Source organism: Rhabdothermincola sp. (genome assembly GCF_036846205.1).
Lineage (GTDB): Bacteria > Actinomycetota > Acidimicrobiia > Acidimicrobiales > Acidimicrobilacustridaceae > Rhabdothermincola.
Genome location: NZ_DAIUCK010000032.1, coordinates 15193 through 29964, shown reverse-complemented (window position 1 = coordinate 29964; position 14772 = coordinate 15193). Strand labels below are relative to the sequence as shown.

13 protein-coding genes and 1 pseudogene are annotated in these 14772 nt (G+C 72.0%); 3 read left to right on the top strand and 11 right to left on the bottom strand.

Annotated elements, in window-relative coordinates:
- Positions 1–367, top strand: a pseudogene (locus tag V7004_RS06745) (hypothetical protein); the annotation flags it as partial.
- A 74-nt stretch (positions 368–441) separates the two neighbouring features.
- Positions 442–1734, top strand: a complete 1293-nt coding sequence (locus tag V7004_RS06740; RefSeq protein WP_334142926.1) for a lipopolysaccharide biosynthesis protein — start codon at positions 442–444, stop codon at positions 1732–1734.
- Between the two features lie 22 nt (positions 1735–1756).
- Here V7004_RS06740 and V7004_RS06735 read toward each other — a convergent pair whose 3' ends face one another.
- The 7 genes from V7004_RS06735 to V7004_RS06705 all read right to left on the bottom strand — a co-directional run bounded on the left by V7004_RS06735 (position 1757) and on the right by V7004_RS06705 (position 9451).
- Entirely contained in the window at positions 1757–2980 is a 1224-nt protein-coding gene (locus V7004_RS06735; RefSeq protein WP_334142925.1) for a glycosyltransferase family 4 protein, read from the bottom strand.
- Positions 2977–4158, bottom strand: coding sequence for a glycosyltransferase family 4 protein (locus tag V7004_RS06730; protein WP_334142924.1), 1182 nt, complete (start codon positions 4156–4158; stop codon positions 2977–2979). Before V7004_RS06730 ends, V7004_RS06735 begins: the two co-directional genes overlap by 4 nt.
- Positions 4155–5099 carry a sulfotransferase gene (locus tag V7004_RS06725; protein ID WP_334142923.1) on the bottom strand — a complete coding sequence of 315 codons (945 nt, stop codon included), beginning with the start codon at positions 5097–5099 and terminating at the stop codon, positions 4155–4157. The genes V7004_RS06730 and V7004_RS06725 overlap by 4 nt, the downstream gene beginning before the upstream one ends.
- Positions 5081–6004 (bottom strand): sulfotransferase family protein, encoded by a 924-nt coding sequence (locus tag V7004_RS06720; RefSeq protein ID WP_334142922.1) that lies wholly within the window; start codon positions 6002–6004, stop codon positions 5081–5083. Before V7004_RS06720 ends, V7004_RS06725 begins: the two co-directional genes overlap by 19 nt.
- Entirely contained in the window at positions 6001–7131 is a 1131-nt protein-coding gene (locus tag V7004_RS06715; protein ID WP_334142921.1) for a glycosyltransferase, read from the bottom strand. Before V7004_RS06715 ends, V7004_RS06720 begins: the two co-directional genes overlap by 4 nt.
- 15 nt (positions 7132–7146) lie before the next feature.
- A complete protein-coding gene (locus V7004_RS06710; protein WP_334142920.1) occupies positions 7147–7896 on the bottom strand; it encodes a sugar transferase in 750 nt (249 codons plus the stop codon).
- Positions 7897–8110: 214 nt separating this feature from the next.
- The gene (locus V7004_RS06705; RefSeq protein WP_334142918.1) at positions 8111–9451 is read right to left on the bottom strand and encodes an MFS transporter; all 1341 of its coding nucleotides are present in this window, start codon (positions 9449–9451) and stop codon (positions 8111–8113) included.
- A gap of 83 nt (positions 9452–9534) precedes the next feature.
- Between V7004_RS06705 and V7004_RS06700 the strand changes: the two genes are divergently transcribed.
- On the top strand, positions 9535–13131 hold the full coding sequence (locus tag V7004_RS06700) for a sulfatase-like hydrolase/transferase (RefSeq protein WP_334142917.1): 3597 nt from the start codon (positions 9535–9537) through the stop codon (positions 13129–13131).
- 45 nt (positions 13132–13176) lie between these two features.
- On the opposite strand, the gene V7004_RS06695 is transcribed toward V7004_RS06700, so the two are convergent.
- The 4 genes from V7004_RS06695 to V7004_RS06680 are packed head-to-tail and all read right to left on the bottom strand — an operon-like array spanning position 13177 to position 14739.
- Positions 13177–13626, bottom strand: a complete 450-nt coding sequence (locus V7004_RS06695) for a pilus assembly protein TadG-related protein (RefSeq protein WP_334142915.1) — start codon at positions 13624–13626, stop codon at positions 13177–13179.
- Complete coding sequence (locus tag V7004_RS06690; protein WP_334142914.1) at positions 13620–14093, bottom strand: hypothetical protein; 474 nt, start codon at positions 14091–14093, stop codon at positions 13620–13622. Before V7004_RS06690 ends, V7004_RS06695 begins: the two co-directional genes overlap by 7 nt.
- Positions 14090–14539: a TadE/TadG family type IV pilus assembly protein gene (locus V7004_RS06685; RefSeq protein WP_334142912.1), complete on the bottom strand. Its 450-nt coding sequence runs from the start codon at positions 14537–14539 to the stop codon at positions 14090–14092. Before V7004_RS06685 ends, V7004_RS06690 begins: the two co-directional genes overlap by 4 nt.
- A complete protein-coding gene (locus V7004_RS06680; protein WP_334142911.1) occupies positions 14536–14739 on the bottom strand; it encodes a hypothetical protein in 204 nt (67 codons plus the stop codon). Before V7004_RS06680 ends, V7004_RS06685 begins: the two co-directional genes overlap by 4 nt.
- Positions 14740–14772 lie beyond the last annotated feature (33 nt).

Genomic DNA, 14772 nt, shown 5'->3' with positions numbered 1-14772 from the left:
GTTCCGGCGGGTGTACGAGCCGGACACGGTCAACGGCTGGCCTCCGGGGGCGGTGGGCGAGTGGTACCTCAACTTCGGCATCCTCGGCGTCGGGTTCGGCGGGGTGCTCTCCGGGGTGGTGTTGGGGATGCTCGGGTTCGCGTTGCGCTCGTCCCGTGAGCATCCCCTCGCCTTCGTGACCTCCGCCGTGGTCGCGTTGCAGGTGATCCAGCTCGGCGTGGGTGTCGAGACGCCCCTCGAGTGGGTGCGCTGGTGCATCCCGCTGGTGATCGTGTCGACCGTGCTGGGGGCGACCAGGCGCGGCCACGAAGCGACCAACGGCGGTGCCGCGGCGCCGGCAGGCGTCGCCCCGGTGGCGCCGGCATGACGGCGACGGTTCGCAGTCGGTTCGCCCGCGGGATTCGTCGCACCGCGCCGGCCACCTGGGCGCTGGGTTCGCGGGTGGCGGGGCTCGTCGCGTCGACGGCGATCGCCATGGTGCTGGCCCGCTCGTTGGGCACCGACGAGTTCGGTCGGTTCTCGGTGGCGTCGAGCATCGCGGTGGGTGGCTCCATCGCGGTGGCGGGTGGGTTGAACCGGGCGGCGCTGCGGGACGTGGCCTCGCTGCTGGCGCACGGGGACCAGGGAGCGGCCCGTTCGGTGATCGTCTCCGCCTTCGGGGCGTTCGGGCTCGTCGCTCCGCTCGGGGTCCTCGGCACGGTGCTCACCGGATCGGTGGTGATCGGTTGGGGTCGCACGGTGGTGCTGACGGCGGCCCTGGCGCTGGTGCTGGGCCTGCTGCTCGTGCTGGCCGATGTCATCCGGGCGCTGGGCGAGTACCGGATCGCCAACGTGGCGTCGGGGCCGAGCGGCGGCGCGGCGGTGGCGCTCGGGTTCCTGGTGTTGAGCGCGTGGTCGTTGTTCCGGCCTCGAACAGCCGATGCTGCGCTGGTGTTGAACCTGGTCGCCGCCGCCCTGGCCGCCGCGCTCGCGGTGGCGGTGTTCCTGGCCCGGGCCCGGGAGGTGACTCCGAGGACGACCACCACGTCTCCTCCGGCCGCGCCGAAGCACCTGGCCTGGGCCGGCTTCCCGTTCATGGTGACCCAGGTGGCGCTGTTCCTCAGCCTCCAGGTCGACCTGTGGATCGCGGGGGCGACCCTGTCCGAAGGCGACACCGGTCTCTACGCCGGGGCCCTGCGACTGATGAACGTGGTCCGGGTTCCGCTCACCGCCGCGCAGTTCACGCTGCTCGCGGCCATCCCGGCCCTGCACGCGCTGGGTCGGATGGAGGAGCTGGAGCGGCGGGTGCGGCGAGCGGGCACGATCGTGACGATCCCCTCGGCGGGCGCCCTACTGATCTGCGTCTTGTTCGCCGGTCCGATGCTGGCGCTGGTGCTGGGCGAGAGCTACCGGGCTGCGGCGCCGCTGCTCGTGACCCTGGCGCTCGGGCAGCTGGTGATCGTGGCCCTCGGGCTGAGCGGCAACGTGTTGAACCTGTGCGGCTTCGAGCGCCTGATGCTGGTGTTCAGCGTCGGTTCACTGGCATCGTCGGTGGTCGCGGATCTCGTGGCGGCCCGCCTCTGGGGGGTGGAGGCCCTGGCCATCGCGTCCGCCTCGACCACCGCCGGCAGCTTCGTGGCGCTGTGGTGGCTCGCCCATCGCCAACTGGGCATCTGGACCCATCCGTTCCTGCCCTCGAGACGGAACCTGCTGGCGCCGGCCGGGATCTCGCCCTCGGCCGACGGGCCCGGCTGAGGCGCCGGACCAACCCTGGCATTCACCGCAGCGTCGCGGTCACCAGTTCGGCGAAGCGGTCACCGAGCGCGTCGACCCCGAAGTGGGTGAAGGCCAGGCGTCGCGCGCTCGCCCCCATCTGGGCCCGCTGCTCGGCGCCGAGCGAGAGCATCCGCCGCAGCCCTGCTCGCAGCGCGCCGGGATCACCGGTGCGGACCATCATCCCGTCGATGCCGTCGCGGTAGTGGGGTGGTTCGCCACTGCAGTCGGTGAACACCACCGGGCAGCCCGCGGCCATGGCCTCCATCACCGCCAGCGAGGAGCCCTCCCAGCGGGCGGCGTGCACGTAGCCGTCCGAGGCCCGCAGCAGGTCGGGCACGTCGTCGCGCCAGCCGGCGAAGCGCACCGTGCGCTCGAGGCCGGCCCGCCGGACGCGCTCGTGCAGCGAGCGGACGAACTCCTGGTTGCGTCGGGGTGCGTCGGGTCCTCCACCGTCGCCGACGATCACCACCTGCAGGCGCTCGGCCAGATCGGGTGCCTCGGCGAGGGCTTCCACAAGGATGTCGTGGCCCTTCTGGAGGTCGAGACGGCCCACGCTGAGCACCAGCAGGCGATCGGGGTCCGCCCCGAGCTCGTGGCGCAGACGTTCCCGTTTCCCGTCGGCCAGCGCTGGGCGGAAGGGCGCCAGGTCGATGCCGTTGGGGAGCACGACCGTGCGATCGAGCGGCACCCCCTGCGCGAGAACCTCCCCGCGGACCACCTCGGAGGTGCACACGGCCAGCGTCGTGAGCCGGGCGACGGAGCGCCCGTAGACTGCCTGCTTGAGCGCCGCCACCGGCTTCGGGCCGTGAAACCGGTGCTGGTTCTGGACCATCAGGATGCCTGGCACCCCGAGGCGCCGGGCCGCGACCAGCGCCGGCACCCGGTCCCGCTGGTTCACGCCGATGATGCAGGACGCCCCGGCGGCCTGCGCGTGGCGAGCGAGGTCGCGAGCCTGCAGCGGGTTCCACGGTTGCTCCATGCGGCGGCACGGCACGGTGCTCACCCCCACCTCGGCGAAGTCGCCGATGATCGAGGGCGCGTCGGCGGGCATGGCCCCGTGCAGCAGGGTCACCCGGTGGCCAGCTCGCAGCAGCGCCCGGGCGTAGCCGAGGGCCATGCGGGCGGCGCCGGTGCGGTCCGGGCGCCGCAGGGTCATCACGACGTGATCGCTCCGCTCGCCCCCGGCCACGCGCCGCTGTTCGGGGTCGATCCGGCCGGTGCTCATGCCCAGGTCCCCACCACCAGCTCCACGAAGCGGTCCGCGATGTCGTCGATCGCGTAGTGCTCGCGGATCAGCGCGGAGGCCCTCGCGCCCATGGCCCGGCGGTCGTCGTCGCTCATGGCGGCCACGCGAGCGAGTGCCCGCGCCAGCGCGCCGGGGTCGCCAGCGCGGACCATGAGACCGTCCAGGCCCTCCTCGAACCACGGGGGCGGACCGGAGCAGTCGGTGAAGATCGTGGGAAGGCCCGCGGCCATGGCCTCCATCACCGCCAGCGGCAGGGCCGGGCCCTCCCAGCGGGCGGCGTGCACGTACCCGTCGGCGGCGGCCAGGACGTCGGCGACGTCGCTGCGCCACCCGAGGAAGCGGATCGTCGTGTCCAGCCCCGCGTTGCGGACTCGATCCCGCAGCTCGTCCGGCCAGCGGGCCCGGAGCTGATCGCCGGTGCCGCCCGCGCCGACGATCGCCAGTTGCACCCGCTCGGCCAGGGCGGGGGTGCGTGCGAAGGCGTCGATCAGCAGGTCGTGGCCCTTCTGCGGGTCCAGGCGGCCGACCGACACGAACACGAACCGGCGGTCGTCGAGGCCCAGGTCGTCGAGCAGCTCGCGACGGCGCCAGGGGTCGAGGGGCGGGCGCGCCGGCGCGGGCTCGATGCCGTTGGGCAGCACCACGGTCTTCGCGTCCGGTACCCCGAAGCGCACGATCTGGGACTTCACCACCTCCGAGGTGCACACGGCCAGCGTGGTGTAGCGCCCGACCGTCTGTCGGTAAGCGACCCGTTTGGCTCGGGAGATCAACCCGTTGCCCCAGAAGTGGTGCTGGTTCTGCACCATCACGACGGCGGGGATGTTGGCCCGCGCCGCGGCCAGCACCGCGGGGAGCCGGTCGCGCTGGTTCACGCCGATGATCGCTCGCGCCCCGGCACGCCTCGCCCGACCCGCGAGATCGGACACGAGCAGCGGGCTCCACGGTCGGTCCAGGCGCGTCTCCTCGACGGTGGTGGCGCCGATCTCGCAGAAGTCGGGGACGATCGACGGCTCCTCCGGGGGGAGCGGCCCGTGGACCAGCGTGACCCCGTGACCACGCCGGCGGAAGGCACGGGATACCTGCAAGGCCATCTGCGCCGCGCCGGTGCGATCCGGCAGGCGGAGCGTGAACAGGACGTTCGCCGCCTCCGAGGTCACGGCGGGCCGTCCCTCACGATCGTTCGCCACGTCGACAGGTCCACTGCCAGGAGCGTCTCCAGCCGGGCGATGTCGTCGGCGAAGCCGGCGACGAGACGTTCTCTCGTCTGGGTTCCATAGGAGCCCCGCACCACGTTGTGGCGCCCCACCAGGGAGCGGAGCTTGGCCCGGGCGCCCGATGGCACGATGCGACCGAGCACCCGCTTGGCCGGGTGCGGGGTGTTCACCACCCGGCTCAGGGTTTTGAAGCGGGGCTCTCCCGAACGGTGCGGTTCGGGGGTGACGGTGGGGGTGATCGGCTCGACCCCGAGGAAGCGGTAGGTCCGCTCGAGCACCGCCTGCGGCTGGCGCGCGAACTCCTCGTAGAGGAGCACCAGCACCTGCTCGCGGGGGAACACCTCGAACAGCCGTGCGAGCTGCTCGGCGTAGCGCCCCATGGCCTGGTAGTGCCAGATGTGGTGCCAGCCGGCGGCGATCCGGCGTGGCTCGTCGTCGAGGGCCTGCTCGAACTGCTCACAGGGCTCGAAGGTCCGGGTGCGCATGAAGCTGTAGGCGGAGAAGGCACGGTCGGCGGGGTCGCGCAGGATGCAAATGACGCGGGCCGCGGGGTTGTGCTCGTGCAGGCGCCGGGGCGCGTCCTCGTCGTAGAGGGTGGACACCGACGCCTCTCCCCGCAGCGAGCCGGGAGCGGCTCCCTCGTACAGGGCGAGGTACCGCCCACGGTCGGTGACCGCCAGCCGGTTGATGGTCCGGTCGTCACCCGGGCCGGTGAACGCCGGGCGGGTGCCCGCCAGCGCGAAGTAGTGCGGCTCCTTGGGATCGGTGAGGAACAGCCGGGGGTGCTCCGCGAGGTACTGGTAGAGCGCGGTGGTCCCCGACTTGGCCGCGCCGGCGATGACGAAATCGGGTGGCGGCGCGCTGCTCACGGCCGATGCACCCACGACGGGGCATCCTCACCGAGGAGCTCGGCCAGCTCGCGGCGCTCCGGCGCGTACAGCGCCTCGAGCATGGGGCGGGTCTCGCCGGGCAGGTCCATCCGCTCGAGGTTCGTGCGGCGGACCCACTCGCGCAACCTGAACGGCACGACCGTGCGCACCAGCGCACGGGGGCCTTCGTGGCGGCGCAGCCAGTTCATGGCCCCGGTGAGGGCCCGGCTCTGCGGCCGGCCGCTGACGTTGACTTCCGCACCGAGATCCTCGATGCCGCGCTGGTCCAGCCCCAGGAACGCGAAGACCTCACCGAGTCCGGTGGCGGGCTGTGCCACCAGGTCCTCATAGCCGATGACGAGCAGCCGATCCCGACCGAACGCGTCGAGGAACGGCGCGAGCTGGCGGGCGTAGAAGCCCATGCGGGTGTAGTGCCACAGGTGATGCCAGCCGCTCGCCCGGCGCTGCTCCTCGAGCTCCAGCGCCCGCTCGAAGCTCTCCGTCTCCCATCCCCGGCCGACCAGGTAGCTGTAGGCGGAGAAGGCCCGTTCCACCGGGTCGCGGAGCAGCGCGATCAGCTTCACCTCGGGGCAGCAGCGCCGGATGTTCCCGATCGCGGCCTCGGGGTGGTAGAGCGTCGACACCGACCCCTCGCCGCGCTGGAGGTGGCCCGCTCCCGGCTCGAAGAGCGCCCGCCATCTCGCCTCGTCGGTGACGGCGAAGCGGTTGATCGAATCGGCGTCGCCCGGACCCTGGAAGTCGAGGCGCTGGCCGGCGAAGGCCAGGAAGTGGGGTTCCTTCGGGTCGGTGAGGAAGACGTCGGGGTGGCGGTTCAGCACGTGGCAGAGCAACGTCGTGCCGCTCCGCGCCGCCCCGATGACGAGGAACGTGGGGCCGGCGTCGTTCGACGGGGTGCTCACCTCGCCCCACTCCGTCGCTCCTCCAGGAGGCGCTGCGCGGCGGCGGTCACCGCCTCCACGGAGCGCTGCTCGGACAGCTCGCGCTCCACTCGCCGGCGTCCGGCGAGTCCTTCCTGCTCGCAGCGCACGGGATCGTCGAGACGCACCGCCAGCTCCTCGGCGAAGCGGGTGGTGTCACCCAGCGGCACCGCCGCGCCGCAGTCGCGGATATGGGTGCCCATGCCCGACATGTCGAAGGTGACCACGGGGCGGCCGGTGGACCATGCTTCGATGGTGGCGAAGCTGATGCCCGCCTCCCATCGGGACGACACCGCGGCGACATCGGCGGCGGTGAGCCAGCGGTGGACGTCGGCGCGATCACCGGCGAAGAACACCTGCGGCGGTGCTGCCGCCCGCAGCGCGGGGCCGTCCGGTCCGTCACCGACCAGCACCAGCTGCGCATCGGGCACCCGATCGAGCACCCGGGGCCAGGCGTCGAAGAGCAGGTCCTGGCCCTTCTGTTCGCACAGCCGGCCGACGCACACCGCGATCGGCGTGTCGGGCAGCCCGAGATCGTGACGGGCCTGGGCGCGTGCCGTGGCGTCGCTGAACGGGAACGCCTCGGGGTCGACCCCGTGGGGGATGGTCACGTAGTGGCCGCGCACGCCGACTTCCCGGCCTTGGGCGGCCTCGGTCTCGCTCACCATGACGAACAGGTCCACCCACCGCGACGCCACCCGTTCCCAGATCCGGGCCAGCGGTCGGAACGGCCCGGAGGGGTGGAACGACCAGGCGTTGGGTTCGAACAGGGTGGGGATCCGTCGGCGCACCGCCAGCCGCCCGGCGAGGCCGGCCTTGGCCGAGTGCAGGTAGACGAGGTCGGGCGCCACCTCGCGGATGATGGGCGTGAGGTGTCGCACCTCGGCGAGCAGGCTCGGGCCGGGGTTGCGGGTGGCTTCCCAGGTGGCGACGTCCACGCCTTCGGCCCGCAGCTCCGAGGAGAGCCAGCCGTCGGACGGGCAGGCGACGGTGACCTCCCAGCCGATGCGGTGCTGGTGGCGGGCCACGTTGCGCACGAACACCGCCACACCGGCGATGGTGGGCTGGGCGACGTGCAGGATGCGCGGCGGGCGCGGATGGTCGTTCATGCGGGAGCGGTGTGCTCAGTAGGCGCCGCGAGCAGCGAGCACCGCTGGCACCGTACGGGCCAGCAGCACCACGTCGAGCGCGGGCGTCCAGCAGCGTACATACTGCCGGTCGAGCTCCGCGCGCTCCTCGTGGGTGAGCGAGCTGCGTCCGCTCACCTGCCACAGGCCGGTCATGCCCGGCTTGACCGCGAAGTACAGCTCGATGTCGTCGCCGTAGAGGGCTTCGGCCTGATCGAGCAGAACCGGGCGTGGCCCCACCAGGCTCATGGTCCCGAGCACGACGTTGATGAGCTGTGGCAGCTCGTCGAGGCTGGTGCGGCGCAGGAACCGACCGACGGGCGTGACCCGGGGGTCTCGGTCGAGTGGCAGCTTGTAGCCGCTGGCCACGAACTCCTCGTAGAGGGCCGGATCGGCGAACAGGACGTCTTCCGCGTCGACCCGCATGGTGCGGAGCTTGTAGATCGTGAAGGTCTCACCGCCTCGTCCGGGGCGTCGCTGGCGAAACAGCGCCGGCCCCGGTGTGCTCAGCCGCACCGCCACGACGAGCACGGCGAGCAGGGGCAGCGAGAGCATGAGCAGCGGGATGCCGATGAGCAGGTCGAAGCACCGCTTGGCCGCTCGGCTGCCACGGGACTCGATCCGGAGTGGGGTGGTGGCGCGCTCGAGGGCTGGGGTCGGACCTGCCGGGAGCGAGGTGCCCGACCGGCGGGCAGGGTCCGGAGCCGGTCCGCCGTGCACCGCTGCAGTGGCCTCAGCGGTCGTCATCTCGCGCGTAACCCTCCCTCCAGCGACGCGTCCGCCCGTTTCCCTGGATCCGGCACGCTAGCGAACCGTGGCCGCTTCCTCGCGGACCGTGGTGTCCAGGTCCGGATCCACCGCCGCAGCACCAGCCGCTTCCTCCATCGGCGGCCCAGGTCCGCCGTTGAGGCAGGCGCGAGCAGGCAGCGGAAAATGAGCCGCACGGCTCAGGTCGGTCGTCTCAGCCTTGTTGGTCTGCGAGGGTGGGGGTGTGTCCGGGGGGGTCACGCAGATCGGCGAAGGGCACGAGCAACGCGGCCGTCGCCGCGCCCACCAGCACCACCACCGTGACCGAGGTGGTGTCGATGATCGGGCCCGCGATCAGCCCTCCGATGGGCACCGTCCCACCGAAGGCCATGATCCACAGCGCCATCACCCGGCCCCGGACCCGGTCGTCGAGGCGGTTCTGGAGGACGGTCGACAGCGACGTCACGGTGGCGAAGTAGCAGAAGCCCACGATGAGCGCGACCGGGTACGCGGGGGCGGGGTCGCGCAGCAGCCCGAACGCGCATAGCGAGACCGCGAATCCGCCGAGCCCGATGCGCACGATGACCTCCAGCGACCGGCCGGCGAGGAAGGTGCCGATGGACAGCGCGCCGATCACCGCTCCGAGCCCGAAGCAGGCATAGAGCACCCCGAACGCTCCGCTGCGGGGGGCGATGCCGAAGCTGTCGGCTGCCAACCGTTGGATGTGCACCACGAACGGCAGGCAGAAGAACGAGAACAGGGCCATGGTGGCGAGGCAGCGCCCCACCACCCGGTCCCGGCGGGCCACCTGGATCCCTTCACCGATCCGTCGCAGGCCGGTGGGCTCACCGGCTGCCCGAGGGGTGGCCGGTGGCAGCCTGACCAGTTGCAGGGCACCGATGATGAACAGATAGGTGACGGCGTTGCCGACGAACACCCACGAGGCGCCGACCCGGGCGTACACGAGGGCCCCGATCGCCGGCCCCACCACCCGCGACAGGTTCATGCTGGCGGAGTTGAGCGAGACCGCACCGGGGAGGTCTTGCCGGCGCACCAGCAACGGCAGCAGCGCCGAGTAGGTGGGCGCGTAGACCGCCTGGCCGACCCCGATCACGAAGGTCACCAGCACCAGCCCGCTCAGCGAGGGGTCGCTGCCCCGGGCGAGCCAGGCGAGCACGAGCGAGAAGAGCAGTTGCTGCCAGGAGACCATCACGAGCAGCCGTTTGCGGTCGATGATGTCGGCCAAGGCCCCGCCGGCGAGGGAGAACAGCAGCAGCGGTCCCAGCTGCGCGAACGCGATCCAGCTCACGTAGGTGGACGAACCGGTGAGGTCGAGCGCGAAGGCGCCGAGCACCACGTTCTGCATCCACGAGCCGATGTTCGACAGCAGCGAGCCGATGTAGACGGTGCGGAAGGTGGGATAGGCGAGCGCGGCGCGGGCGGTGCCGGGGGCGAAGGTGCGGTCGCCTTCGAGGAGCGCGTCTTCGGCATCCTCGACGCTCAGCTCGGCGGGCTCCTCGGGGCGCGGTGGGCGGGGTGCAGCGCGCTCGGTCACCAGGGGGAGGCTACGGCGGGCGCCATGCTGGGGACGAACTGGTTGCGTGTCGCGCCAACCTCGCGGCGCCTAGCATCCCGCGGGTGCACGGCGGGAAACGGGAGGCGGCGGCCCGCGGGGTGGTGTGGTGGCTGGTGGTCGCCATGCTCGCGCTCAGCGGCTTGCCGGTGGGGGTCGGCGTCGCGCGGGGTGCGAGCCTCGGGGTGCAGCCCCCACCCGAGCGGCCCAACGTCGTGGTCATCATGACCGACGACCAGACCCCCGAGATGCTCGACGCCATGCCGAAGACCAAGGAGCTGCTCGTCAATCGGGGCACGACGTTCCGGGACTCGGTCGTGGTCAACCCGCTGTGCTGTCCCTCCCACGCCGCGTTCCTGACCGGCCGCTCCTCACGGTCCACCCACGTCTACAACAACACGCCACCGCTCGGTGGCATGTTCGCCCTCGACCAGGGCAACACCCTGCCGGTGTGGCTCCAGGCCGCGGGCTACGCCACGGCCAAGATCGGCAAAGCCATGCTGGGGTACGCGCCGGCGATGGGGACACCACCAGGGTGGGACAGCTGGGAAGCGAACGGCGGCGGGTACTACGACTACACCCTGATCGACGGGAGGCAGCTCGTCAGCTATGGCTCCGCCCCCGAGGACTATTCCACCGACGTGCTGGCCGTCCGGTCGGAGAACACGATCAGACGTTTCGCCGGCGAGCCGCGACCGTTCTTCGTGATGATCAACCCCTTCGCTCCTCACTACACGACCGGGGCTCCGACCGCCACCCCCGCCCCGAGGCACGTCGGAGCCTTCGCCGGCGTGCGGCTCCCCGCCGACCCCGCCATCAACGAAGCGGACGTGTCGGACAAGTCCCCGCAGGTGGCCGCGACCCCCAAGCTCTCCGCCACGGCTCTCGAGACCACCCGGGCCGGCTACCAGTCCCAGCTCGAGTCGCTGCTGGCGGTCGACGACCTGGTCGAGCGGGTGGTGTCGGCGCTGGACGCGACGGGCGAGTTGGACCACACGGTGATCGTGTTCACCTCGGACAACGGTCTCCTCCACGGCCAGCATCGGCTGCGGGGAAAGAACGTCCCCTACGAGCCGGCGATCCGGGTCCCGTTGGTGGTGCGTGGGCCGGGTTTCCCCGCGGGTGCGGTGGTGGACACCCCGGTCGCCAACATCGATCTGGCACCGACCATCGTGGCGCTCACGGGAGCAATCGCGGGGCTGCCCGCCGAGGGCATCGACCTGCGTACGACGCTCAGCGGCGGTCAGGGTGACCGGGCACTGCTGATCGAGGGGGCGACGAGCGGGACCGCGGGGTGCTTCGACGCCATCCGGACCGCCACCCGCAAGTACATCCGCTTCGCCGACGGCAGCGAGGAGCTCTACGACCTGCAGGCCGACCCCTACGAGCTCGCCAGCGTGGTGAACGATCCCGCTTACGCGGCGACCCTGACGGCGCTGCGGGACCAGCTCGACGTCATGCGCTGGCACGGCAAGCCGTGCCTGCCGGCGGCCGAGCTGAGCGTCGGCGACCTCGTCGTCCACGAACCCCCGGCCGGTTCACGAACGGCCGAGGTCCCGATCGTCCTCTCGACCCCCCTCTCGGTCGATGTCACGGTGTCCTACGAGATCCGCGGCGGCAGTCCTCCGGAGGCGACGCCGGGCCTCGATTTCACGGGACCGCTGACCGGCACGGTGAAGATCCCCAGGAACGGGACCAGCGCCTCGGTGAACGTACCGATCCTCTCCGACGCGATCACCGGAGAAGCCGGGGAGACCTTCGAGGTGGTCGTGACCGGGGTCGCTTCCGGCTCGACGAAGGTGACCGTGACCCGGGCGGTCGGGCAGGTCACGATCCTCGAGGCGCCCTGCTGCGGGCCGAGGATCGACGTGGGTGAGGTCCGGATGGTCGAGGGGCACATCACCGCGCATGACGCCCGCATCCCGATCACCGCCAGTCAGGTGCTGAGCGCCCCGGCGACGGTGAGCTACCAGGTGATCCGCGAAACCACCAGCCCGGGAGACGTGCCGGCGGCCGGGGGCACGGTGGTGATCCCGCCTGGCGAGTCGAGCGCGGTCATCGCGGTGCCGACGAGGGGTGATCAATGGCCGGAGCCCACCGAGACGTTCGGTGTCCGACTGGTCTCGGTCGCCGGTCCGGGTCTGCCGACCTTCGAACTCGGCGCCGGCGGGGGCGTCCTGATCGACGACGACCCCGACGTCGCGCAGAGCATCCCGTTCCACTGCCTGGTCGAGACGGGTGCGCTGTGTGCGACTGCTCCACGGGCCCCGACCAACGTGGTCGGCACCGCCGGCGACGGCAGCGTGACCGTCTCGTGGGCTGCGCCGGCCCAGGACGGCGGGCGCCCGATCACCGGGTACCGGGTGACGGCCTCGCCGGGGGGTCGGAGCTGCTCATGGAGCGAGGGCCCCCTGTCGTGCACGGTGACGGGCCTGTCGAACGGCACCCCCTACACGTTCACGGTGCAGGCCTCCAACGTGGTCGGCCCCGGCCTCCCGTCGGCACCCTCGGCACCGGTCGTGCCCCGTGCCCCCGCATCGCGGTTCGTGCCGGTGGACCCCACCCGGATCCTCGATTCACGCCCGACGTCGAACGTCGGTCCCTACACGACTCCCTGGTCGGCGGGGACCACCCGGCGGGTGAGGGTGGCGGGGACGGGAGGCGTGCCGGCCGACGCCCAGGCCGTCACCCTCAACGTGACCGTGACCGCGACCACCAGCTCGTCCTTCCTGTCGATCTGGCCGAGCGGTCAGGATCGCCCCACGGTGTCGAGTGTGAACTGGCAGCCCGGTTGGACGGTTGCCAACTCGGTGACCGTCAAGCTCGGCGTCGACGGCCAGATCGATGTGTTCAATCATGCCGGGTCGGTCCATGTCGTCATCGACGTGGTCGGCTACTACGCGCTCGGGCCCTACGCGGGTCTGGTGCCGGTGAGCCCGGCCCGCATCCTCGACTCCCGTGCCGGCTCCCAGGTGGGCCCCTACGCCACACCGTGGGCGGCCGGCACCACCCGTGACGTGCTCGTGGCGGGCATCGGAGGGGTGCCGGCGGGGGCGCGTGCGGTGGTGTTGAACGTGACGGTGACCGGCACCACGGGCTCCTCGTACCTGTCGGTGTGGCCGAAGGGCCAGGCGCGCCCGATCGTGTCGAGCCTGAACTGGCAGCCCGGTTGGACGATCGCCAACTCGATGACGGTCAAGGTGGGCACGGGTGGCATGGTGCGGATGTTCAATCGCGCCGGCTCCGCGCAGGTGGTCGTCGACGTCGTCGGCTACTTCGAGCAGGGAGGCGGGCACCCGTTCCACCCGGTTGACCCGGTGCGGGTCCAGGACTCCCGACCCGGCTCGCAGGTGGGCCCGTACTCGACACCGTGGGGCGCGGGGGTCACCCGCGACGTCGAGGTGTCCGCCGCAGGGGTGCCGAAGGAGGCGGCGGCGGTGTTGTTGAACGTCACGGCCACCGGCACCACGGGATCGTCGTTCCTGACCCTGTGGCGGCCGGGACAGCCCCGTCCGGCTGCGTCCAGCCTGAACTGGCAACCGGGATGGACCATCCCGAACGCGGCCACGGTGGCGATCGGTGCGAGTCGGAAGGTGAACGTCTACAACGCCCGGGGCTCGGTCGACGTCGTGGCCGACGTGTCGGGTTGGTACGGCGAGTAGCCCGCCTCGGGCACGGGTCGCCGCTGCCGGTTGGGAGCGAGAGGGTCAGCGCGGTCGGGCGATGGCGGTGGCCTGGGCGTCGACCATGGCCGAGCGGGCGCCGGGCAGCGCCCGGGCGAACACGTAGTCGACCCGCATGCGCAGCTCGACCCGCACCTCGTTGGTGGCGGTGAAGGACACCCGTGGAGGCTCGGCCAGCCGGTGGAGCAGCCCCCGCGCCTCGAGGGAGCTGACCACGGCGGCGCGAGCCCGGTCGATGTCCAGCAGGTAGCCCTCACCGCGGCGGAAGCGATCTTCGTCGAGCCCGTAGGTGACCGCGTCGTTCGCGGCGGCGTCGGCCGCGTGCACCAGCTCGCGCCGGCCCAGGTGCACGACCGCGGTGTCGACGGTGATGGCCGCCAGGACGAGCACGATGAGCACCGCGGCCGGCATCAGCATGAGCGCGCTCCCGCGCTCGCCGCCGAGTCCGCCGGTGGTGCGCCTGCTGCTCAGCATCGGCCTCCTGCCGGCAGGCCGGACCGGTACGGGTCGATGCGCTCGCTGTGCGACGAGGCGACCTCGAACCCCGAGCCGTAGCCGCCGATCCACGGAAGCGGCAGCGCCGGCACCCGGTAGCGGGCGGTGACGATCACCTGCGCGCACCGCCGCCACGGCTCACCGTCGCCGTGGCGGATCGAGAGCACCAGGCGCTCGGGTCGGCGCCCCTGCCCGGCGATGATCGCCCGGGCGGCCAGGTCCGCCGCGGCTGCCGCTTCAGCCGGGCCAGGGGCTTCCACGTAGGACCGGACGGCCTCCCGGGATGCGGCGCTCACGGCCAGTTTGGCATCGACCACCGCCCAGGCATTGGCCACCAGCAGGCCGCCGATCACGAAGACCAGCAACCCGAACGGCAGCACCTCCACGCCACCGAGTCCCGCGTCGCCCCGGCACCGCACGACGGGGGGCCGCGTGGGCTCGCTCACCGCAGGTCCTCGACCCGGACCCGGACGGTGCGGTCGACGTCATCGAAGCCCAACCGGGCGGGCAGGCCGGGAAGGGTGAACCTGGGCGAGGACGCTCGGACGCGCAGCACCACCACCTCGTCGGTGCTGGCCGACCAGTCGAAGCGCACCTGCTCGCCGTAGCGGCCCAGCAGGGTGCGGGCTCGTTGCTCGCCTCGTTGCCGAGCGGCGGCCACGGATGCCACGTCGTGGCCCGAGCTCGACCCGCCTGCTGCCACCCGGGCCGCCTCGTACGCGGCGCTCGTGACCATCGAGGAGGTGTGCAGGTTCATGAGCAGCTGCACCGCGAACAACAGGAAGGCGAGAAACACCGTCATCCCGGCCATGGCGCCGATGAGCCCGGCACCCGTCTCGTGAGCCAGGTCGCCCCGAGCTGGCCGAGCGCGCCCGCCGTTGCCGAGCGTCACTCCTGGCCGATCTGTTGCACCTTGGTCTGCGTGGTGGACTCGGTGTCCTTCCACATCCGGTTGAACCCGATCCACATCGCCGCGCCGAGAAAGGCCATGATCAGCACGGCGATCGCCGCACTGATCACCCCTTCACCGCGGTCGCCGACGCCGCGACCGTGCGCCCGCAGCTCGTCGAGTACCCATCGGATGGTGGCCATGAGGGTTGGTCCTTTCCTGTCTGGTGGTCGGTT